Raw genomic sequence first — 1,540 nt, forward strand, 5'->3', positions numbered from 1 at the left:
GTCGGGCCGCAGGGCCTGCTGCGCCAGCCGATCACCATCTGCACCACCGCCTGGAGGATTGGCTGATGGCCGCCGCGGTTCCCCTCATCGCCGTGGTCGCCGGCGGCATCACCAGCGCGGCCCTGGGCGGCGGGATCCTCGGCGCCGTCGCGGCGGTGGGCACCGCCTATGTCGTCTCCTCCATCGGCAAGACGGTCTTCCCCACCAAGACCGCCTCCTCCTCGACCTATGCCTCTTCGGACAGCAGCCTCGCCACCCAGGCGGCGACGCGGCAGCAATCCTTCCGCCAGGCCATCACCGAGCACCAGATCGTCTTTGGCCGGGTCAAGCTGGGCGGCCCGATCGTCTTCATCCACAGCAGGACGGATGATGCGGGGCGCGAGGACGGATTTTTTTATGTTGTGGTCGTGCTCGCCGCGCATTCCGTGCGCGCGATCGGCACGGTGTATCTCGGTGATACCCCCGAGACCGATAGCCGCTTTGCTGGCCTGGTCCGCATCGATCGCCATTTGGGCGCGGCCGACCAGCCGGCGAATACCAACCTCGTCGCCGAGACGGACGGAAAATGGACGGCCGAGCATCGCGGCCGCGGCCGTGCCTATCTCGTCGCGCGCCTCAAGATCACCGCCGAGGCCTTCCCGTCTGGGCCGCCGAACCTCTCCGCGATCGTCGAGGGCAATGACCAGATCTATGATCCGCGCGATGGCAGCACCGGCTACAGCACCAATGCCGCCCTCTGCCTCGCCTGGTATCTGACGGCGTCCTGCGGCTGGCGCGCTTCCTGGTCCGACATCGACATCCCCGCCCTGATCGCGGCGGCGAATGTCTGCGACGAGGGAGTGCGGACGCTCGATGGCGCCGGCGAGCGGCGCTACACGGTCAATGGCACCTTCTCGCTCTCGGAAGGGAAGATCGCGATCACCCAGAAACTGGTCTCGGCGATGGCCGGCGCGCTGGTGGTCTCGGGCGGGCGGTTCTTCATCCATGCCGGCGGGCCGGGCCTGCCGGTCGGCACCCTCACCAGCGACGATCTGCGCGGCGATGTCACCCTCCAGGGCAGCCGGGCGATGCGCGATCTCTTCAACGGGGTGCGCGCCACCTATGTCGAGCCCGCCGCCAATTGGCAGACCACCGATGCGCCGCCGCTGCTGGCCAGCAACTACGTCGCCGAGGACGGCGGCGAGCGGTTCTATGAGGATCTGGAATTCCCGCTGACCACCAGCGCGACCACGGTGCAGCGGCTGATGAAGGTGGCGCTTGAAGCCAACCGGCGGCAGAGGACGGTGAGCTTCCCGGCCAAATATTCGGCGCTGTGCTTTCGCCCCTGGGATGTGGTCACCGTCGCGCTGGACCGCCTGGCGCCGTTTCCGGCGCGGATCACCGGCTGGACGCTGTCGGCCGATGGCGGCGTCGATTTGACGCTGCAGGAGGAGGATGAGGCGGTGTGGGCCTGGGATCCGGACACGGATGAGCGGGCCACGGGCGACAACCCTTCGGTGGTGCTGCCCAATCCGGGCCGCATCGCGGCGCCGGCCAGCAT

At 68.5% G+C, this 1,540-nt stretch carries 1 protein-coding gene; it reads left to right on the forward strand.

Features of this window, described 5'->3' with window-relative positions; translation table 11 throughout:
• Window positions 1-65 precede the first annotated feature (65 nt).
• On the forward strand, window positions 66-1,540 hold a 1,475-nt coding region (locus NON00_RS24510; RefSeq protein ID WP_256025421.1), incomplete at its 3' end, for a phage tail protein.

It is taken from the genome of Roseomonas sp. GC11 (assembly GCF_024437745.1).
In the GTDB taxonomy this organism is placed as follows: Bacteria; Pseudomonadota; Alphaproteobacteria; order Acetobacterales; family Acetobacteraceae; genus Pseudoroseomonas.